We start from the raw sequence: 20,932 nt of genomic DNA on the forward strand, positions 1-20,932 counted from the left end.
TCGAAAAAATATTTGAGCGTTTATCTTTGTAAAAAAAATTAGTGGGAGTTATTAAACTTAAAAATATCAAGGTCTTTTCATATCATGGGTGTCTTGATGAAGAAGGTAAAATAGGAAGCGATTATCGTGTAGATCTAAAAGTTCATGGAGATCTTTCTAATTCGGCCAAGACCGATAAATTGGCAGATACTATAGATTATGTTCATTTGAACAGGATTGTAAAGGAAGAAATGGCGATACGATCAAAATTACTGGAGACCGTGGCTGAAAGGATACTGAATCGTGTGATGCAGGAACTCATTATGGTTCAGAAAGCTAAGGTGGATGTTTCAAAAATTAATCCGCCTATTGGGGGAAATGTATCCATGGTAACTGTAAGCAGGACGAAATCCCGCTAGATTTTAGTTTTCAAACTTAAAATTTTTATTACATTTGCCAACCCTATATAGGGCATCGTGGCCGAGTGGCTAGGCAGAGGTCTGCAAAACCTTGTACAGCGGTTCGAATCCGCTCGATGCCTCAACAAAGCTTCCTTTAACCGGGAAGCTTTTTTTATTTATTTTAATCGGTAATTCCTATATCTTCAAGTTTTCCCATCAAAGAATCCTGAGGAGTTATTTCTTCAATCTGATCTTTAATTTCATCTACCTGGCTGGGAAACATTCCCTGAAAAATCAATACACCTCCAAAAACAATCAACAGGATGCTAATTCCTTTTTTCATAACATAGATCCTGTTAGGAGTGAGTTTTCTATTTAATTTTTTAGCCAGAAGTATCTTGAAAATATCAACAATAAGATAAGTTACCAATACGCTTGATAGAAAAATGGATACCCTGGTGGTCTCCATTTCCATTTTAGGACCGAATACGATGATAACTCCCAGCCAGAAGCCCAATACTCCAATATTGATGAAATTAAGCAGGAAACCCTTTGCAAAGAGCCCAAAATAATCGCTTTTACTTAGTTTACGTATTTCAGGCCTGTCATCTTCTGTTTGAATCGTCTTTTTAGTCTGAAGAAAACTCATTAGTCCGTATGTAGCCAGGATCATACCTCCAAAGATAAATAAGGCGGGATCATCCTTTAAACTTTCTAAGAGTTTAGTAGTACTGAAGTAGGCAATGGCAATAAAAATAACATCTGCCAGAATTACCCCAAGATCTAATGAAAAAGCCGCTCTAAATCCTTTGATAGCTGCAGTTTCCAGTAAAACGAAAAATACCGGACCAAATAAAAAAGCTAAAAAAAGACCTAGCGGTAATGCTGCTAAAACGTCCTGTAACATACAGTTAAGTTGTTTTGCAAATGTAAACTTTTTGTGCTTTTAGGAAATTCTGTCTTTTTAGAACCTAAAAAACTAAATATAAGTACAATTAAATATGATTAATTTGCCTCTACTTCTTCTCTATTTCCAAGTAAGGTAAAATCTAAATGCCTTTTAACCAGATCGGCATTTTTTACTTTCACATATACTTCATCACCAAGGGTATAGGTTTGTCCGGTACGTTTCCCAACCACTGCGAATTCATCAGCATTATATTCATAATGATCATCGTTCATATCTCTTAAACGTATCATTCCTTCACATTTGTTCTCTACGATCTCAACAAAAATACCCCACTCGGTCACTCCAGAAATTACTCCAAGAAACTCTTCATTCTCATGATCCTGCATGAATTTTACCTGCATATATTTAATAGAATCCCTTTCCGCATTGGTGGCAAGATTTTCCATTTCGCTGCTGTGATGACATTTTGCTTCATATTCTTCTTCACTGACAGATTTTGCCCCATCCAGATAATGTTGCAGTAGTCTATGCACCATCACATCTGGATATCTTCTAATGGGTGAAGTAAAATGTGTATAATAATCGAAAGCTAAACCGTAGTGCCCAATATTCTCAGTTCCGTAATAGGCTTTACTCATTGTACGAATAGCAAGTGTATCTACCATATTTTGCTCTTTTCTTCCCTGAACATCCTCTAATAATTTGTTCAATGAAGAAGTAGTCGTACTTCTATCTTTAAGATTAAGTTTGTGACCAAATCTTCCCACAATTGTTTGAAGAGAAGCTAATTTCTGATCGTCCGGCTCATCGTGGCATCTATATACAAAAGTCTTTTTAGAACTCTGTTTTCCTATATATTCAGCTACTTTTCTATTGGCCAGTAACATAAATTCCTCGATGAGTTTATTCGCCTCTTTTGCGGTTTTAAAGAAAACCCCTACCGGATTATTCTCTTCATTCAGATTGAATTTCACTTCAACTTTATCAAAAGAAAGAGCTCCATCTTTCATTCTTCTGGCACGCATTTTCTTTGCAAGCCTGTTTAAAGTAACCACAGCTTCTACCACTGCACCTCTAACGGAATATGCATGTTTTCTAATGGAAACATCTTCAGGAATTGTTCCGGTACCGGTTTCCAGAATATGCTGGGCTTCTTCGTAGGCAAAGCGTTCGTCTGAATAAGTTACCGTTCTACCAAACCATTGATTCTTAACATTGGCGCTATCATCGATTTCAAAAACTGCTGAAAATGTAAACTTTTCTTCCTTCGGCCTTAAAGAACAGGCATTATTAGAAAGAATCTCCGGTAACATAGGAACTACCCTGTCTACCAAGTAAACTGAAGTCGCTCTTTCATAAGCTTCCTCATCCAGAATTGTTCCGGGTTGGAGATAATGGGAAACATCAGCAATATGAATTCCTATTTCATAATTTCCATTTTCAAGTCTTTCAAAACTTAAAGCATCATCAAAATCTTTCGCATCTTTGGGATCTATCGTAAAAGTAAGTACATCCCGCATGTCCCTTCTTTTATTTATCTCTTCTTCATTGATAGAAGTATCTATCTTATTTGCATACTCTTCAACTTCTTCCGGAAAATCATGAGGCAAGCCGTATTGAGCAAGTATTGAATGTATTTCAGTATTATGTTCCCCGGGAGTTCCAAGTACTCTGGTAATCTTCCCTAATGGAGAATCAGCTTTTTTAGGCCATTCTTCGAATTCTACTACGACTTTATCTCCATTTTCAGCTCCGTTTAATTTATTTCCGGAAATGAAAAAATCTGTGTACATAGATTTATCATCAATAACCACAAAACCAAAGTCTTTTTTCTGTTGAAGGGTTCCAACAAATTCGGTCTTTTTTCTTTTTAATATTTTGGTTATTTCACCTTCAGATCTTTTTCTTCTTCTGCGGTTATACACATAAATTTCTACCGTATCCCCATCAAAAGCGGCATTAAGATCTTTATTTGCTATAAATACATCATCTGCAAATTCTTCAACCATCACATAGCCATAGCCTTTGGTGGTGAGATCCAGAACCCCGGTATAATAGTTTTTGTTGCCTTCTATTTTAAATTTACCGCGTTCAGCTTCTTCTATTTCTTTTTTGGCGGCTAACTGGGCAAGTTTTTTAATTATTTGATTTCTACTGCTGGCATCATTAACTCCTAAAATGGAAGCTATTTGTTTGTAGTTATATGTTTTTCCTGAGTTATTACGAAGTATATCGATGATACTTCTGGAAAGATTGCCTTGTATTTTAGTTGTCGTTTTCTTCTTTTTATTCATTATCACTTAGTATAGGATAAAATTACGCCATAAATATCAGACATAAACTTTTTCATTTTAAAGTTTTGTTAAGGAGACTTATTTAAAAAGCATTGATTATCAAAATGTTCTAATAAATTATTTTTTTAATCTTTTTAACATTCTATATTTTAATTTCTTAATTTTTTCTTAATTTAGATATAACATTTCCCAAGACCAGCCCCCGTAATTTTAGGACGTTATTTATGAAAATAAGCAAGTCAACAAAATACTCGGCAATATTTTTTCTCATTTTCATTATTGGGCTTATTTTTTTTGTGGCTATCATTCACAAATCCTTAAATAAAAAGACCGAAATCTTTTTAGAAACTGAAAATAATTCCAGACAGACAGCAGCTTTAAGTATTGAAGAATAAAGCCTATCTTTAATAAGCTTAATTCCCTGTTATGAAAGCTTATAAATGCCTGGCTATTTTTACTTATCCTCACGAATATTTAGTACTTCAACTACAGTTCAATAAATACGGTATACGGCATTATTTCCAGAATGAGACGCTGGTAGGTCTTCTTCCTCTATCCTCTTTTGCCTTTGGCGGAATTCGTCTTATGGTTCATCCTTTAGATATTTCAAAAGCAAAACAAATAATAGATTCTTTAAATGACAAATCATCCAATCTCAGGATCGTTTAATTAGCTTTAGTTATAAACATTATATATTATATTATTTATTTCTTCTTTTTATAAAAATTTAAATGATGGTATATGATAGGGTGTTAATTTGTAGAATAATTTTATGGAGTAATATTAGGTATTTCACTTGTAAGTTTTTGATAACAGTTTATCAACATAGCTGTAAATTCATAAGTGATTGATTTCGTTAGCTTTTTAAGATTTACTTAACAGAAGTTCATAAAATTGTTTTAAGAATGTTTATTGAAAACTTTGATATGAACACTTGTCAATAACATGTTTTTTTATGCTCATAACTATCTCAAATTTTCCAGACTTATAATTAGATTTATTCAACTTTATGTTGGTATTGTTATTATTTTCTTAATAAACAAATTTCTTTATAAGTAAATCATCATAGGTTCTTCACAATTAGGTGTCAATATTAAAAGCCTGAAAATTAAGCGATTCGATAAAGTAATTAACAATGAAAATAAAGCGGGTTAATAGTGTCTTTTTTTAACTTTGCAGCAAACAACATAACGATGAAAATATCTATTGGAAATGATCATGCCGGTACCGGTTATAAAAAGATGATCCAGGAAAAGCTCGAATCTTTGGGGCACACAGTTACTAATTATGGAACAAATTCTGATGATAGTGTAGATTATCCAGATTTTGTACATCCCGTGGCAGAAGATGTTGAGAATAAAAAGGCCGACCTGGGTATTATTGTATGCGGAAGTGGTAACGGTGCTAATATGACTGCCAACAAACACCAGGGCGTTAGATCTGCACTTTGCTGGAATACGGAAATTGCAAAACTTGCCCGGGAACATAATGATGCTAATATCTTAAGTATTCCTGCGAGATTTGTTTCTGAAGAACTGGCTACTGAAATGACTGAAACCTTTGTAAATACTGAATTTGAAGGTGGTCGTCACCAAAGGAGAGTAGATAAGATTCCCGCAAAAAAGTACTGTTAATAACCTATGAGTTTAAAAATAGAAGTAAAAAAGTTCAGTGAATTAAACCTCACTGAACTTTACGATATTTTGCAATTAAGATCTGAAGTATTTGTAGTGGAACAGGATTGTGTTTACCAGGATATAGATGGTAAAGACAATGAAGCCTTACATATTATTGGATATAAAAATGACCAGATTGTTGCTTATACCCGATGTTTCAAACCGGGATATTATTTTGATGAAGCTGCCATAGGACGTGTGGTGGTAAAAGATACTGAAAGGAAGTATGGTTTTGGCCATGAAATTATGAAGGCTTCAGACAAAGCAATTAAAGAGCATTACAAAACCTCCAATATCAAACTATCTGCTCAGCAATACCTCATCAAATTTTATGAATCTCATGGATATGTAACTACCGGTGAGGGATATCTTGAAGATGGGATCCCGCATATTGCTATGATCAAAGATTAGTTCTTTGTTTTGATGTTGCGGTTGAAGGGAATTCCCAATTGATATTTTATATTATCGGCATTTTTATCTTCTACAATGTCAATTCCGTAGCGGATATTTTCAGTCTTCTCATATACAAAAGTCCCAAAGATCCTATCCCAGATACTAAGCATATTTCCGTAGTTACTATCGGTCCACGGTAACTGATAATGATGATGAAATTTATGCATATTCGGGGTAACAATTACATAGCTTAGGCCCTTATCTATAAACTCCGGAAGTTTAATATTAGCATGTGTAAAGTAAGTAAAGAAGACACTTAAAATACGATAGAACAAATAAAAAGCAACCGGCATTCCGGTGATGATCACTGCGATCAAAGCAAAGCTTTCCCGAATTATAAAATCAAAAGGATGATGTCGTGTGCCGGTGGTAGCATCTACATGTGTATCTGTATGATGAATAAGGTGTAATCTCCACATCCATTTGACCTTATGAAGCAGGAAATGGACAAAATATTGCGCGATTAGATCCAGCATCATAATGGCAAGGATAAGCTCTAACCAAATGGGCAGCGCTATTAATTGCAACAAACCAAACTGGGAATTCTCAAGCCAAATAAATATTCCTACGGTTAATAATCCGAATAATATATTTATTGCTAAGACAAATCCGAGAAGTAGAAAATTGGTTTTGGCATGTTTCCATTTATTATACCTGAATTTTACCAAAGCATAATAACCTTCTAAGATCCAGAATCCTCCAAGGACAAATACTATCCATACCAGCTTCTGCCAGTTGGGCATTGCTTCAAAAAAGAATAGAAAATTTTCCAAACTTCAGATCTTATTTTAAGATTTTAGAATATTCAGATGGATTATTTAAAAGAGATTGGGCCTTGGTTATTTCGGGATTATGCGTTGTATAATATTCGTATAAACCTTCTTTATAAAAATAGCGTTTAATGATCTCATCGGTTAATAAACTTACGATCTCAGGTTTTTTATTATCTAATTCCTGTTTTTTAAAGGCAGAGATCTGGGCTCTTATTTTATCTACTTCTGCTGAAATTTCAGTTCTTAATTCTTCTTCTTCCGCCTTATCCATCATTTCTGTCAATTCTCGCTCCGTAGCGGTTTGATATTTAAAATCTGAAGTTGCCAGGTATTTTTTAAAATCATTAAAATCTGAATCGGTAAAACTGAAATCGTTGGGTTTATTTAACTCATGCGAATAGTAATATTTTGTGGCATAATCAAAAATAGCGTCCTGCAACAGCAAAGATTGGGTTATATCACTAAATTCAGAGGTTTCCAGTTGTACATCGGGTAAAATTCCGCCTCCGTCAAAAACTTTTCTTCCATTACGGGTTGTGAATTCATTATAATCTGAAACCTTGGTTCTTACCGCTTCTCCTTCCTCGTTCCTGCTTCTGTAATCCAATGCCTGGATACATCTTCCGCTGGGAGTATAATACCTGGAAATAGTGATCTTTAACTGGGTTCCATATGCCAGTTCTTTTGGTCTTTGTACAAGTCCTTTTCCAAAACTTCTCGCACCTACAATTACTCCCCTATCCAGATCCTGAATGGCCCCGGCCACGATCTCACTCGCTGAGGCACTGCGGCCATTCACCAGAACCACTAAAGGGATCTTGGTATCTATAGGTTCTTTTTCGGTAAAATATTCGCGGTTGTATTTCTCGATCACAGATTTCGTGGTCACGATTAATTCTCCCTTCGGAATAAAAATATTACTAACATTTATAGCTTCATTCAACAATCCGCCTAAATTTCCCCGCAGGTCCAGGATCACTTTATCAGCACCCTGGCTTTTAAGCTCCTTGAAAGCCTGGGATACCTGTGTTGAAGCCTTGGCATTGAATTTAGAAAGTACGATATATGCCGAATTATCATCCAGTAATTTATAAAAAGGAACCGCATCAAGTTCTACCGAACTGCGTTTTAAACTCGTGGTCTTAATCTCCCCCTGTCGCCTAAAAGTGATACTGATATTCGAATCTGGTGCTCCATTAAGCAATTCTCCTGCATCTTCTTTAAAATCAGCCACATTGATATTCCCGATTTTAATGATCTCATCTCCGGCTTTTAAACCGGCTTTATCGGCAGGATAATCCTTGTAGGCCTCCACAACGGTAATAGCTTCAGGTCCCGTTTTTACCAGCGCACCTATTCCCGTGTATTCACCGGCACTATTTATCCTTGCTGCTTCCACATCCTGCTCATTCCAGTAATTGGTATAAGGATCCAATTCTGTTAACATGGATTTTATGGCCGTATCCATGAGATCGGCGGGATTGGTTTCATCAACATAATTCATGTTGATCTCCTTAAAGAGCGTAGTAAAGATCTCTATTTGTTTAGCGATCTCAAAAAAGTCTGATTTGAAACTTACGGTTCCAATGAATATCCCGATGAGAACTATCGGAAGTATAATAATTCTGCTGATTCGTTTTTTCATCTGTTTTGAATTTCTACTTGTTAATAGGTCAGATGTAATTCGCCAGGAAGCATTTTGCTGATATTACAAGGCTTTATGGCTCCTTTCATAAGCTTAAATTTTTTCTCTGAAACTCTCCAAAATTTTCTTCATGCTTCGGTCGAGTTTTTCATAGGTCATTTCTTCTCGTGAAATATGAATGAACATGAAGGCATAAGAAGAGGATAAATCATTGCTAACAAGGTACTTATTTTTTCTGAAAACTTCTCGCATCATGCGCTTTATTCTATTGCGCTGCACAGCAGTTTTCACAAGTTTCTTGGGCACCGAAACACCCGTCTTTAATTCAGCATTTTCAGCATTCGCAATGGGTATATATACCAGTTTTAAAGGATAGGATTTAATATTTTTCCCTTCTGCAAACAGCTGATCTATGAGCTTTTTGCTTTTAAGTTTCTGTGATCTTCCAAAACTTTCGTTCATACTTCAAAAGTAAGCATCCTGTAAATAAAAAACCCTTTCGATTGAGGAAAGGGTTTTTCAATATCTATGTGCAACAAAAACTAGTTACCAGAATCGGTATTTTCAGTTTCAGATTTTTTCCAGGTATTATTATTTCTATTAATATCTGCCATTAACTGGGAAGAATCAATTTCAATAGAAGTGATCTCTTTTTCAGAAGCCGGGATCTCAAGCTCATAAGAAGGGAATCCCCAGGCCCAGTCTTCTTTTACTGTTCTCTTGGTTCCTTCTTTTGCAGGTTTCTCCCATCTCATCATTTGTAATGGGATATAAAAAGTCTCTTTAGAACCATCAGCATAGGTAACATCAACATCTACAGGCATTGGCATTAAGCCGTTTCTCTGTAAGCTCACTTTTGTCATTTCTCCATCAGCTTCCACAGAGTTAATTGCATAATCTATAGTATTGGTTGTTTTTGTCCAGTCCTGGAGATACCAGTCTAGTTCTGCACCAGAAACTTTTTCAGCAATTCTTATAAAGTCATTAGGAGTCGGGTGCTTAAATTTCCACTCATCATAGTAACGATTAAGGGTTTTAGCTAAATTTTCTTCTCCAATCACATATTCAAGTTGCGCAAGAAACACAGCTCCTTTAGAGTATGCCGATGCTCCATAAAGGGCATTAATAGCATAACGATCTGCATGGGTAGATTGTGGTTGTTCTTTACCAGAATTTGCCAGATATCCATAACCTCTATAGGAACCTTTATGCGGATTTTCAGCATTTGAGCCCATCACAACATTTTCAGCTTTAGAAGAAATATATGAAGTAAAACCTTCATCCATCCATTCATGAATACTTTCATTAGTAGCCATTAGATGTTGAAACCAGGCGTGTGCCATTTCGTGAGCAGTAACACCAACCAGACTTCCAAAAGAACGTTCTCCGGTAATTAAAGTAAGCATGGCATATTCCATACCGCCATCACCACCTTGAACTACTGAATACTGGTCCCATGGATAAGGCCCGATGTGTTCATTAAAATAAGCTAATAATTCAGCAGTTTTTGGCTGAAGATTCTTCCAGTTCTCTTTGATCTCTTCATTATCCTTGTAAAGGAAATGTAGCACGGTACCATCCTCAGCTACCAAAGTGTCATGAATATATTCAGGATCTGCCGCCCAGGTAAAGTCATGTACCTTCGGCGCTTTAAAATGCCAGGTTAGCTTCTCACCCTTGGTCTTATTTACCTTAGTTCCTTCTTTTTGATATCCATGGCCAATTTCCTGTGGATTCTGAAGGTAACCTGTACTTCCCAGCACATAATCTTTATCTATACTTATTTTAACATCAAAATCTCCCCATACGCCATGAAACTCACGGCCAATGTAAGAGTCTGCATGCCATCCCTGGAAGTCGTATTCTGCCAGTTTAGGATACCACTGGCTCATGGAAAGTGCTACACCTTCTGAGCTATTTCGTCCGCTTCTTCTAATTTGTTCCGGCACCTGACCTTCAAATTCCATATTGAAAGTTGTCTTCTCACCAGGTAAAATTGGCTTGGCCAATTTTACTTCCAGCACGGTTCCTACTTCTTCGTATTGAAGTTCAGCACCGTTCTGAGTTAAAGAGTTAACTCTTAAATAACCGATCTGTTCAGGAGAAAGTCCGGTGATCCTGCTAACAATTTCAGGATTCTCCTCTGTTCCTTTATTCATGGTCATTCTGCCATCAGGATCGGGAACGCTTTCCAGACGTGCGTTCATTTCACTATCCGGTTGAAATGCGTTGAAAAAAAGGTGATAGAATACTCTGTCCAGGGTATCACGTGAATTATTAGTGTATACCAATTCCTGAGTTCCGGTATATTTAAAATTCTCCACATTCATGTCTACTTCCATCTGGTAATCTACATGTTGCTGCCAGTAAGAAGTATTATTCTGGGCTTGTAAAAACCCTGTGGTAATCAATAAAAAGCTAAATATTATTTTCTTCATTTTTAATTGTTTTTCGAAATTTGGTCGGCTAAAATTAATGCGTTATAAAGATTTGCCATCTTTCCTGAAGTTGACAAACTCTCAAATTTTTCGGTATTATTAGTATCTCCACCCACAATTACGGTTGCTTTGGTAGTAAGCCCGCTATCCATAATGATCTGCTTAACCTGAGGAGCACTAAGTTGTGGATAATAACCTCTGATAATGGCAGCGATCCCCGCTACGGCCGGAGAAGCCATGGAAGTTCCCTGTAAATATTCATAAGTATCATTTGGAGTGGTAGACCAGATCTTGGTTCCCGGGGCAAATACATCCACGTTGGATTTCCCGTAGTTAGAGAAATTGGCCACCATTCCTGAACCGTATTCGTAATTCAGTGCACCTACCGTAAGAAAATTATCTGCTACTTCCGTAGAATTTTCAGGATCCTGATCATTTGGATAAACTCTTTTGCTATCTAGATCAATACCTTCATTCCCCGCAGCATTTACGATAAGCACATCATTTTCGGCAGCATATTTTATCGCATCGATCACCCATTCAGGATTGGGAGAAAAATATTTACCAAAACTAGTATTGATAACTTTTGCACCATTATCAACCGCGTATCTAATTCCCAATGCGATATCCTTATCATATTCATCACCGTCTGGAACGGCTCTTACCACCAGGATCTTTGCATTACTTGCAACTCCTTTTATACCAAGATTATTAGAACGATCTGCCGCTATAATACCTGCCACATGGGTCCCGTGTTTAATATTTTCTTTATCTGCCTCTGGGCCGGAAACTTCGTTATTTCCATAATCTGTATCGGTAATATCGTAAGGATCATCCCCAACTACAGCACGACCGTCCAGCTCCATATTAAAATGCGTAGCAAGCCTGTCTTTATAATATTCTATGGCTTCTTCCAGTTCTGTAAGTGCTTTTGGAATATTCTCATTCACATTATACTGAATTTGACTAAGAATAGATTTATACTGGGTCATTTGTTGAGACTGAGGTCGGAAATCTGAAAGTTGCTCTTTGGTATAATCTTCGGTCCCTAATTCCGCTGAAACCGCCTCATGTGCTGCTGAGATCTGACTCTGAATTTGCAGGTATTGTTCCCGAGTATCAATAGCTTCAGCATATTCTTTATCATATTCAGCCTTTGCAGCTTTGTAAGTATTGTATTCTTCGCGATCTGCCGTGCTGATACTACTTTCAGCTTTTCCCTCGTATTTAGGCTTTAAGCGCTTATAAATACGGGTATATTCCATGTTCTCAGCAACAGCATCTCCTAAAAAGTTCCAGCCGTGAACGTCATCAATGTAACCATTGTTATCGTCATCTTTTCCATTGCCTGGAACTTCATCAGAATTTGTCCAGATCACTGCTTGAAGATCTTCATGTTCAATATCAACCCCACTATCTATCACTCCAACAATTACCGGAGAAGGTTTATTTTTTTTGATGATTTCAGCATAAGCTTTATTCACACTCATCCCAGGGATGGTATCATTCACAAGATCTGCATTTGTCCAGTCCTTAAGCTGAACATCGGAAAGATCGCGAACCTTTAAAGGAATAGAATCTATATTGCTAACAGGAGTTGAGAGTATCCTGGGAGAGGTACTGCTACATCCGGTTAATATTCCTGCTGTAAGTAGGTATAGAAATGGTTTAAAAAAAGGTATCTTCATAGTATGATTTTAGTTAAATAGTTCGTCGAAGGTATGGGTTTTATCAAGTCTCACACCTTTCTCAGTGTGTTTTAGGCTTATAATTTCATTATGAGCATCGTGCTCCATAAATAAATAATAATTTTCATCTGCCGCAGTTTCCAGAAATTTCTTTTTTTCCGGTAAGGTTAATAAAGGCCTGGTATCATATCCCATAACGAATGGTAGTGGAATATGGCCGGCTGTTGGCAGTAGATCTGCCATAAAAACAAGTTTTTTCCCTTTATAATCGATGTGCGGAATCATTTGTTTGTCTGTATGACCATCTACAAATAATACGCCAAATCCAAGATTTTCGGAATTCAAAAAACTTTTATCTTCCTCTCTTTCAATAAAATGTAGTTTACCACTTTGCTCCATAGGAATAATATTTTCCTTTAAAAAAGAAGCTTTTTCGCGGTCATTGGGCTGGGTTGCCCAAAGCCAGTGCTCTTTATTGCTCCAGAATCGGGCATTTTTAAATGCTGGTTCGTACCCTGTTCTATCTTTATTCCACTGAATGCTGCCTCCGCAATGATCAAAATGAAGATGGGTCATGAAAATATCGGTAATATCATCCCGATGAAATCCATACTTTTTTAAAGACTTATCTATACTGTGATCTCCCCATGGATAATAATATCCAAAGAATTTTTCGCTTTGCTTATCCCCCATTCCGGTATCTATGAGCATAAGCCTGTCTCCGTCTTCAATAAGCAAACAACGGGCAGCAATGTCTATCATATTATTAGCATCTGCCGGATTGGTTCTAGTCCAGAGACTTTTTGGCACCACGCCAAACATAGCACCTCCATCAAGTTTAAAATTTCCGGCTTCAATAGGATATAAGGTCATTGCGAAATTTTTAAAAATTCTCTGCAAAATAGAAAATCTTATAGCCTTTTCGAATTATTTTCACTTCATTTAACAACATCATTTTATTGAAAGCCTTGAGATAATAAGCTTTCAGAGTAAAACATTTTTAATATTTTTAGCAATTATTAGTAAAAGACGAACTTATGATTGAATTGGCGGGAATAGTGATTCTGGGTATTTTGGCTCAATGGTTGGCATGGCGATTTAAGATTCCGGCGATTCTACCACTTATCCTTATAGGCCTTGCGGTTGGACCATTATCAACCTTTTTTACGGTAGATGGTTCAAAGTTGATTGAACCTATTTGGGATGGTACTTCGGGTTTATTCCCAGGAAAGGGACTTTTTTATTTTGTTTCGCTGGCCATAGGAATTATTCTATTTGAAGGTGGACTAACCCTTAGAAAAGGAGAAATTTTAAATGTAGGCCCCGTAATATTAAAGCTAATTACTATAGCGGTGATAGTTACATTTTTTGGTGCAGGGGTGGCCGCTTATCTTATTTTTGATCTAAGCTGGCAAATTAGTTTTCTTTTTGCCGCCCTTATAATTGTAACTGGACCCACAGTAATTACTCCTATTCTTCGGAATATCCCTTTAAAAAAGGATGTTTCAGCAATTTTAAAATGGGAGGGAATTCTTATTGATCCTATTGGGGCGCTAGTGGCGGTATTAATGTTCGAGTTTATTAGTGCCGGGACTGGAACCGAATTTACTGAAACCGCCTTATTGGAGTTTGGTAAAATTGTTCTTTTTGGTTTTACCTTCGGATTTACCTTTGCACATGCTCTTGCTTTTGCGATCAAGAAAAATGTGATTCCTCATTATTTATTGAATGTACTTACGCTGGCAACAGTGTTAGGTGTTTTTGTACTTGCAGATATGTTCGCTCATGAAAGTGGATTATTGGCCGTAGTGGTTATGGGAATGGTCATGGGAAATATAAACCTGCCAAACCTAAAGGAACTTCTTTATTTCAAGGAATCTTTAAGTGTGCTGCTTATCTCCATCCTTTTCATCCTTCTGGCTGCGAATATAAACATGGAAGATTTGCTGTTGGTATATGATATAAAAGCCCTGATCCTTTTTGCTTCAGTAGTTTTAGTAATAAGACCATTAGGAGTGTTTGTGAGTAGTATTGGATCCTCATTGAAGACCAACGAAAAATTATTTATAAGTTGGGTAGGTCCTCGTGGTATTGTTGCTGCAGGTATTGCTTCACTTTTCGGGATAGAACTTTCCAATCAGGGCGTACCGGGAGCCGAATATATTACTCCGCTGGTATTCATGATCGTTTTGGGAACCGTATTGCTTAATGCAACTACCGCAAGATTGTTTGCGCAGTTGGTAGGGGTTTTTCTGAAGAATTCTCAGGGTATCCTTATTATTGGCGCTTCCACCATTTCCAGGCTAATTGCTTCTTATCTTAAAAAGAATAAAAGACATGTCGTGCTGGTAGATAGTAATGGCGCGAATATTAGAAAGGCCAGAGAACTGGGACTGGATGCCATACAGGAGAATGTATATTCAGATGATCTTATAAATAATATTGAACTAAGTGACGTAGGATATCTTATGGCACTTACGGGTAATACCGAGGTTAACACAAATGCCATTGATAAATTCCGTAAGCATTTTGGTGAAAATGGGTCTTTCAGGGTGGTGTCTTCAGATGAAATGTATGATCCTGAAAATAACCCTAAAGAAGGTTTGTTTTCTCAAACCGATGATTACATTAAGCTAACGAATCTTGCCAGAAAGTATCCATCTATCCATGAAATAGACCTGAATTCAAAAGAGCACTATGAAGGCCTTATAGAAATTAGCAAGACCGATCCTGATATTATTCCATTGTTTGTTAAAAATAACGAGGACGAATTAAGTATTATCCCTTCTAACAGTATGGAGGTGGAAATTGAAGAAGGATATATGCTGGTATACCTTGGAAAACAAATAGAACAGGGAGATAGTGAGGAAAAAGAAAATATTGAAGAGAATTTAAAACAGGATTAGAGTCTATTCTTCTTCCATTTCTGATATTAATTCATCTGTAATTTCAAGATTATGGTAGACGTTTTGCACGTCATCGTCGTCTTCAAACTTTTCTACCAGGTTTAAGATCATTTTAGCGTCTTCTACCGGCAATTCTATTGTATTAAGAGGAATTCGCTGTACTTCAGAATTTTTCGGCTCTATGTCAAGCTCTTCGAGTTTTGAAGACATGAGTCCGAAATCTGTAAACTCCGTGTAAACCGTCAAAAACTCTTCTTCTTTCTCAAATTTAGAAGCTCCGCCTTCGATCAATTCAAGCTCGAATTCTTCCAGGTTCATTTCTATATTTTCTTTCTCAAGAACGAAAACTCCTTTTTTATCGAACAGGAACTCCAAAGATCCGTTGGTGCCAAGACTCCCGCCATTCTTTGAAAATATAGATCTTACCGAGGCTACGGTGCGGTTGGTATTATCTGTAGTACATTCAACGAAAATGGCGATCCCGTTAGGGCCGTAACCTTCAAAAGTTACTGTTTCATAATTATCGGCATCAGCGCCACTCGCCTTCTTTATAGCACGTTCAATGGTATCTTTAGGCATATTCACTCCCTTGGCATTAGAAATCGCATTTCTAAGCGATGGATTGGTTTCAGGATCGGGTCCTCCGCCCTCTTTTACCGCTACCGTAATCTCCTTGATCGCCCTGGTAAACTGTTTGGCTCTCTTCTTGTCTTGCGCTCCTTTTCTATGCTTTATATTCGCCCATTTACTATGTCCGGCCATAATGTAGTCTGTAGTCTTTAGTCGGTAGAATTTTTACCGGTTATAAATTAAAAATTTGATATAGCTACAAAGTTAAAAAAATGTACTCATGAAGAAAATTGAGTATATTTTATTGTAAGTGAATGGTTTACCATAGTTTTATTTAAAGATTCAAAAGATGGAGAAGTTTAATTTTGAAGAACTAAAGGTGTATCAAAAATCTCTAATTTTTATAGATGAGGTATATAAAAAGACTAAAGAATTCCCAAAAGAAGAAATTTATGGGTTGACTTCTCAATTTCACAGAGCAGCTTCTTCTATTGCTTTAAATATAGCAGAGGGAGCAGGCAGTACTAATCCTGAATTTCGTAGATATTTACAAATTGCATTGAATTCTATAAAAGAATGTGTAGTATGCACAGAAATTGCTAAACGACAATCCTTTTTAGAAGTTAAGGAATATGAAAAAGCCCGAAAAGATCTTTCAGAATTATCAAAAATGATAACTTCTTTGATGAAATATCTTTCTAATTAGTTTCTAAAGTCTACCGGCTAAAGTCTAATGACTAATTAATCATTTAACTTAAGAACCGCCATAAATGCTTCCTGCGGGATCTCTACGTTACCTACCTGGCGCATACGTTTTTTACCTTTTTTCTGCTTTTCAAGTAGCTTTCTTTTACGGGAAATATCACCACCATAACATTTTGCGGTAACATCCTTTCTAAGTGCTTTTACGGTTTCACGAGCAATGACCTTTGCTCCAATAGCCGCCTGAATAGGAATATCAAATTGCTGTCTTGGAATTAATTCCTTCAGTTTTTCGCACATTTTCTTACCAATATCATAGGCATTATCTACGTGTAATAAAGCTGAAAGTGCATCGACAACATTTCCGTTTAATAAAACATCCACTTTTACCAGTTTAGACTGTCGCAGACCGATTGGTGTATAATCAAAGGAAGCGTAACCTCTGGAAACGGTCTTTAAGCGATCATAAAAATCGAATACGATCTCTGCTAAAGGCATGTCAAAAGTTAATTCTACCCTTTCTGTGGTTAAATAGGTCTGATTGGTGATCTCTCCCCTTTTTTCAATACAAAGACCCATCACATTCCCCACATAATCTGCTTTGGTAATGATGGTTGCTTTAATAAAAGGCTCTTCTACCCTATTTAAACTTGAAGGTTCCGGAAGGTCTGATGGGTTATTTACCAGGATCACATCATCCGGATTTTTATTGGTATATGCCTGGTAAGATACGTTGGGAACCGTAGTAATTACAGTCATATCGAACTCACGTTCCAGTCTTTCCTGAATGATCTCCAGGTGCAACATTCCCAGGAATCCACAACGGAAACCAAAACCAAGAGCAGCAGAACTTTCAGGAGTAAAAACCAGTGAAGCATCGTTCAACTGAAGTTTTTCCATAGAAGATCTTAATTCTTCATAATCTTCAGTATCTACCGGATAGATTCCGGCGAAAACCATAGGTTTTACATCCTCGAAACCTGCTACAGCTTCGGTGGTAGGATTAACGGCACTCGTAATGGTATCTCCCACTTTTACTTCGCGGGCATCTTTGATCCCGGTGATTAGATAACCAACATCCCCGGTTTTGATCTCTTTCCGCGGAAATTGTTTTAGGCGAAGAGTTCCAACCTCATCGGCATCATATGTTTTATTGGTAGCTACGAATTTAATTTTTTCCCCTTTTTTAATAGAACCGTTAATCACTCTAAAATAGGTTTCAACTCCTCTAAACGGGTTGTAAACAGAGTCGAAGATCAAAGCCCTAAGCGGAGCATCGACTTTCCCGCTTGGAGCAGGAATACGATTAATGATGGCATCCAGAATTTCTTTTATTCCAAGACCGGTTTTGGCACTTGCCGGAATAACTTCCGAAGGATCGCAACCTAAAAGGTCCACGATATCATCGGTTACTTCTTCAGGATTCGCGCTTGGAAGGTCCACTTTATTCAAAACCGGAATGATTTCCAGGTCATTTTCTAAAGCCAGGTAAAGGTTTGAAATTGTTTGCGCCTGAATACTCTGCGCTGCATCTACCACCAGCAAAGCACCTTCGCAGGCAGCGATAGAACGTGAAACCTCATAAGAGAAATCCACGTGACCGGGAGTATCAATTAGATTCAGAACAAATTCCTCACCTTCATGGATATAATCCATTTGAATAGCGTGAGATTTAATAGTGATCCCGCGTTCCCGTTCCAGATCCATACTGTCCAGCAATTGTTCCTGTTTTTCTCTTTCAGTAACAGTCCCTGTATAGTCCAGTAAACGATCGGCAAGTGTACTTTTCCCGTGATCTATATGCGCAATTATGCAAAAGTTTCGAATGTTCTTCATCTTCAAATTTTGTATCCTTTCCTCCTGTTTAAATCAGGCGAGTTTAAGAGTACAAATATAATTGAATTAATAGTCTTAAATAAAATTTCAAGTTTATGTTTGTTTTCTTGTGCAATCGGCTTTAGTTGCAGAAATTTAGATCATATTTTTAAATGACTGAATGCCCATATTTACCGCATTTTCAGAATAAATCACCTCAATGGAAAAGAATAGTCCAAACACTGAAAAAGTTTCTAATTACGATCATCTTGAGAAGATGAGCACATCAGAATTGTTGAATAATATCAATAATGAAGATCAATCGGTTGCCAAAAGTGTTCAGAAAGTGATCCCGGAGATCGAAAAACTGGTAAATGAGATCGTTCCAAAAATTGCAGCAGGCGGCCGACTTTTTTATATTGGCGCTGGAACCAGTGGCCGACTTGGAGTTTTAGATGCTTCCGAATGTCCCCCAACTTTCGGGGTGAGTCCGGGAATAGTCATCGGGCTCATTGCTGGAGGAGATACCGCTTTAAGAAATGCGGTTGAAAATGCTGAAGATAATACCCAACAAGCCTGGAAAGACCTCCAGGAATATGATATTTCAGAAAAAGATGTTCTGGTTGGTATCGCAGCTTCAGGCACCACTCCGTATGTGATTGGAGGAATAAAGGAGGCAAGAAATAATGCTATTATCACCGGATGTGTCACCTGTAGTTCAAGTAGTCCGTTAGCAATGGCTTCAGAATATCCCATTGAAGTAATTACCGGTCCTGAATTTGTAACAGGAAGCACGAGGATGAAAGCAGGAACGGCACAAAAAATGGTGCTGAATATGATATCCACTTCTGTAATGATAAAACTAGGTCGGGTAAAAGGAAATAAGATGGTAGATATGCAGTTATCAAATGACAAACTGGTAGGCCGTGGCACCAGAATGATCATGGAAGAACTTAATATTGAAAAAGAAGAAGCTGCAAGATTATTGATGCAGCATAAAAGTGTAAGAAAAGTGATAATGGCATATAAAAAGAGCGATAATTAATGGGTAGCAATTTCATCTTTTCAAATTCTCTGAGGTCCCTTGGATTTATTGTATTGATCCTGCTCATGAATGCGTGTAAATCTACACAGGCGGTAAAAACTGAACCTACCGAACCAAAGGTTGTGGAAAAGGAAACCGAAAAGCCAGTGGAAGAAATTCCGGAGATAGAACAACCTGAAGAGACTTCTGAAGAAATTAATTTTATGGAACCTCCCATAGATATTGAGGAATTCAGGGCTGCATGGATCGCAACCGTGGCGAATATTAACTGGCCAAGCAGAAATGATCTTTCTACCGAAGCTCAAAAAAAGGAAGCGATCGCCATGCTCGATTTTCTTGAGAAACATAATTTTAATGCCGTGATATTGCAGGTGAGACCCCAGGCTGACGCGCTATATGAAAGTGACATTGAACCCTGGTCTTATTTTCTAACCGGAAAAAGTGGAAAAGCCCCGCAACCCTATTATGATCCCTTAGAATTCTGGATAGAAGAAGCTCATAACCGCGGAATGGAATTACATGTCTGGTTAAATCCATATAGGGCACATCACACTACAGGAAAGGAAATAGGGGAGAAGTCTATTGTAAAAACGCATCCCGGCCTGGTTAGAGAATTGAAAAATGGAATGTGGTGGATGGATCCCGGAAGTAATCAAGTTCAGGAGCATTCAGCCAATGTGGTGATGGATATTGTAAAAAGATATGATATAGATGCAGTTCATTTTGACGATTACTTCTATCCCTATGCCTCTTATAATGGAAAAAAAGACTTTCCAGATGAAAACAGCTGGCAGAAGTATGTAAGTGAAGGCGGTGAACTTTCGCGCGGGGACTGGAGAAGGAAAAATGTGAACGACTTTATAGAAAGAATCGCAGAAGAAATAAAGGCTGAAAAATCATACGTAAAATTCGGTATAAGTCCGTTTGGAATTTGGAGGCCTGGATTTCCGAAGGGGATTAGCGGGATGGACCAGTATGAAGAATTATATGCCGATGCCAAATTATGGTTGAACAAAGGCTGGATAGATTATTTTACGCCGCAGCTGTACTGGCCAACAAATCAGATGAAACAAAGTTTCCCGGTACTTCTTGGATGGTGGGAGTCTGAAAATGTAGTAGGACGGCACGTATGGCCGGGAATTAATCTTGGACTGGAAGAAAAAGAAGAACATAAAGGAGAGATTGCTTCTCAAATCCTGATCTCCAGAGGAATTTTAAGAGACAATCCGGGTACAGTACACTGGAATATTGGCCCGTTAATGAAAAATGACAGCCTGGCTAAATCCTTGCTTAATGGGCCTTATCATCGAAATGCCCTTGTGCCTGCCAGTCCGTGGTTAGACGAAGAAGTACCTGCTGTACCAGATTTTAAACTTAAAAATTCAGCGGATGATATTCACTTAAGCTGGATTCAGAATGAATTAGAAGAAACCTTTCGCTGCGTGGTATATTACAGATACGAGAATTCAGGTTGGGAATTTAAAATATTGAATCTAAATTCAAAAAACATTGAAATCCCCAAGGTAAATACAGACAAAAATAAGCTTGAAAAAGTGGGGATAACTGCGGTGGATAGAACTGGAAACCAGAGTAGTTTTAAAGAACTTGAAATTGAGAAATTATTACCTTGATCAAAA

General features: G+C 37.3%; 18 protein-coding genes and 1 tRNA gene. 9 read left to right on the plus strand and 10 right to left on the minus strand.

The genetic code is table 11. From position 1 onward, the window contains the following. The first annotated feature begins 41 nt into the window (after nt 1-41). Both folB and LGQ90_RS11590 read left to right on the plus strand, forming a co-directional pair. Entirely contained in the window at nt 42-398 is a 357-nt protein-coding gene (gene folB, locus LGQ90_RS11585) for a dihydroneopterin aldolase (RefSeq protein WP_229341235.1), read from the plus strand. 51 nt (nt 399-449) lie between these two features. Next, nucleotides 450-520: transfer RNA gene (locus LGQ90_RS11590), tRNA-Cys, on the plus strand. Nucleotides 521-561: 41 nt separating this feature from the next. On the opposite strand, the gene LGQ90_RS11595 is transcribed toward LGQ90_RS11590, so the two are convergent. Beyond that, entirely contained in the window at nt 562-1,287 is a 726-nt protein-coding gene (locus tag LGQ90_RS11595) for a LysE family translocator (RefSeq protein WP_229341236.1), read from the minus strand. A gap of 98 nt (nt 1,288-1,385) precedes the next feature. After that, nucleotides 1,386-3,584: a ribonuclease R gene (gene rnr / locus LGQ90_RS11600; RefSeq protein WP_229341237.1), complete on the minus strand. Its 2,199-nt coding sequence runs from the start codon at nt 3,582-3,584 to the stop codon at nt 1,386-1,388. Nucleotides 3,585-4,010: 426 nt separating this feature from the next. Between rnr and LGQ90_RS11605 the strand changes: the two genes are divergently transcribed. The 3 genes from LGQ90_RS11605 (at nt 4,011) to LGQ90_RS11615 (ending at nt 5,671) form a co-directional block, all read left to right on the plus strand. Beyond that, nucleotides 4,011-4,253 (plus strand): DUF2007 domain-containing protein, encoded by a 243-nt coding sequence (locus LGQ90_RS11605; RefSeq protein WP_229341238.1) that lies wholly within the window; start codon nt 4,011-4,013, stop codon nt 4,251-4,253. A 524-nt stretch (nt 4,254-4,777) separates the two neighbouring features. Beyond that, nucleotides 4,778-5,218, plus strand: coding sequence for a ribose 5-phosphate isomerase B (gene rpiB, locus LGQ90_RS11610; RefSeq protein WP_229341240.1), 441 nt, complete (start codon nt 4,778-4,780; stop codon nt 5,216-5,218). A 6-nt stretch (nt 5,219-5,224) separates the two neighbouring features. Beyond that, entirely contained in the window at nt 5,225-5,671 is a 447-nt protein-coding gene (locus LGQ90_RS11615; RefSeq protein ID WP_229341242.1) for a GNAT family N-acetyltransferase, read from the plus strand. On the opposite strand, the gene LGQ90_RS11620 is transcribed toward LGQ90_RS11615, so the two are convergent. The 6 genes from LGQ90_RS11620 to LGQ90_RS11645 all read right to left on the minus strand — a co-directional run bounded on the left by LGQ90_RS11620 (nt 5,668) and on the right by LGQ90_RS11645 (nt 13,130). Further along, complete coding sequence (locus LGQ90_RS11620; RefSeq protein ID WP_229341244.1) at nt 5,668-6,486, minus strand: sterol desaturase family protein; 819 nt, start codon at nt 6,484-6,486, stop codon at nt 5,668-5,670. The genes LGQ90_RS11615 and LGQ90_RS11620 overlap by 4 nt on opposite strands. A gap of 10 nt (nt 6,487-6,496) precedes the next feature. Next, nucleotides 6,497-8,131: a S41 family peptidase gene (locus LGQ90_RS11625; protein ID WP_229341245.1), complete on the minus strand. Its 1,635-nt coding sequence runs from the start codon at nt 8,129-8,131 to the stop codon at nt 6,497-6,499. Between the two features lie 93 nt (nt 8,132-8,224). Continuing rightward, nucleotides 8,225-8,593 (minus strand): ribonuclease P protein component, encoded by a 369-nt coding sequence (rnpA, locus tag LGQ90_RS11630; protein ID WP_229341246.1) that lies wholly within the window; start codon nt 8,591-8,593, stop codon nt 8,225-8,227. 80 nt (nt 8,594-8,673) lie between these two features. Further along, entirely contained in the window at nt 8,674-10,569 is a 1,896-nt protein-coding gene (locus LGQ90_RS11635; protein WP_229341248.1) for a M1 family metallopeptidase, read from the minus strand. A gap of 2 nt (nt 10,570-10,571) precedes the next feature. Beyond that, nucleotides 10,572-12,257, minus strand: coding sequence for a S8 family peptidase (locus LGQ90_RS11640; RefSeq protein ID WP_229341250.1), 1,686 nt, complete (start codon nt 12,255-12,257; stop codon nt 10,572-10,574). A gap of 9 nt (nt 12,258-12,266) precedes the next feature. Further along, nucleotides 12,267-13,130 (minus strand): MBL fold metallo-hydrolase, encoded by an 864-nt coding sequence (locus LGQ90_RS11645; RefSeq protein WP_229341251.1) that lies wholly within the window; start codon nt 13,128-13,130, stop codon nt 12,267-12,269. A 164-nt stretch (nt 13,131-13,294) separates the two neighbouring features. Between LGQ90_RS11645 and LGQ90_RS11650 the strand changes: the two genes are divergently transcribed. Continuing rightward, entirely contained in the window at nt 13,295-15,163 is a 1,869-nt protein-coding gene (locus tag LGQ90_RS11650) for a cation:proton antiporter (RefSeq protein ID WP_229341252.1), read from the plus strand. 3 nt (nt 15,164-15,166) lie between these two features. On the opposite strand, the gene LGQ90_RS11655 is transcribed toward LGQ90_RS11650, so the two are convergent. Continuing rightward, a complete protein-coding gene (locus tag LGQ90_RS11655) occupies nt 15,167-15,925 on the minus strand; it encodes a YebC/PmpR family DNA-binding transcriptional regulator (RefSeq protein ID WP_229341253.1) in 759 nt (252 codons plus the stop codon). 157 nt (nt 15,926-16,082) lie between these two features. On the opposite strand from LGQ90_RS11655, the gene LGQ90_RS11660 reads away from it, so the two are divergent. Continuing rightward, the gene (locus tag LGQ90_RS11660) at nt 16,083-16,439 is read left to right on the plus strand and encodes a four helix bundle protein (protein ID WP_229341254.1); all 357 of its coding nucleotides are present in this window, start codon (nt 16,083-16,085) and stop codon (nt 16,437-16,439) included. A gap of 35 nt (nt 16,440-16,474) precedes the next feature. On the opposite strand, the gene lepA is transcribed toward LGQ90_RS11660, so the two are convergent. Continuing rightward, complete coding sequence (gene lepA / locus LGQ90_RS11665; RefSeq protein ID WP_229341255.1) at nt 16,475-18,271, minus strand: translation elongation factor 4; 1,797 nt, start codon at nt 18,269-18,271, stop codon at nt 16,475-16,477. Between the two features lie 199 nt (nt 18,272-18,470). Here lepA and murQ point away from each other — a divergent pair, with 199 nt between their 5' ends. Together murQ and LGQ90_RS11675 are read left to right on the plus strand one after the other, a co-directional pair. Continuing rightward, nucleotides 18,471-19,295, plus strand: coding sequence for an N-acetylmuramic acid 6-phosphate etherase (murQ, locus tag LGQ90_RS11670; protein WP_229341257.1), 825 nt, complete (start codon nt 18,471-18,473; stop codon nt 19,293-19,295). Beyond that, complete coding sequence (locus LGQ90_RS11675) at nt 19,295-20,926, plus strand: glycoside hydrolase family 10-like protein (RefSeq protein WP_229341259.1); 1,632 nt, start codon at nt 19,295-19,297, stop codon at nt 20,924-20,926. The genes murQ and LGQ90_RS11675 overlap by 1 nt, the downstream gene beginning before the upstream one ends. Nucleotides 20,927-20,932 lie beyond the last annotated feature (6 nt).

Origin of the sequence: Christiangramia sediminis (assembly GCF_020552705.1) — a bacterium.
GTDB classification, from domain to species: Bacteria; Bacteroidota; Bacteroidia; order Flavobacteriales; family Flavobacteriaceae; genus Christiangramia; species Christiangramia sediminis.